The following is a 217-nucleotide window of genomic DNA, read 5'->3' as shown; positions in this document are numbered from 1 at the left end:
CGCTTAAGGATCTCAAGAAGATCTGCCCGTATCCTTTCAAAATCCTTCTTAAAAAGAAAATCGCGTGCAAAATAGTTTCGGTAATACGATGCTTTTTTTTCACTCTCTGGTAACAAGAAAAAAAATAGGATAACGAAATGATAAGGAAGATTTTTTTTGCTTCTGCGATCGTAGTAGCCATCTCTGGCTGTACAGCAATGGATAAACTGGCGGGAAT

1 protein-coding gene is annotated in these 217 nt (G+C 37.8%); it reads right to left on the bottom strand.

The annotated features are described in order from the left end of the window. Positions 1 to 217, bottom strand: a 217-nt coding sequence (locus BFF42_RS27400; protein ID WP_216080638.1) for a hypothetical protein, incomplete at both ends; no start/stop codon positions are given.

Origin of the sequence: Shigella sp. FC1661, assembly GCF_001712525.1 — a bacterium.
In the GTDB taxonomy this organism is placed as follows: domain Bacteria; phylum Pseudomonadota; class Gammaproteobacteria; order Enterobacterales; family Enterobacteriaceae; genus Escherichia; species Escherichia coli.
This window is presented reverse-complemented; position numbering and strand designations above follow the sequence as displayed.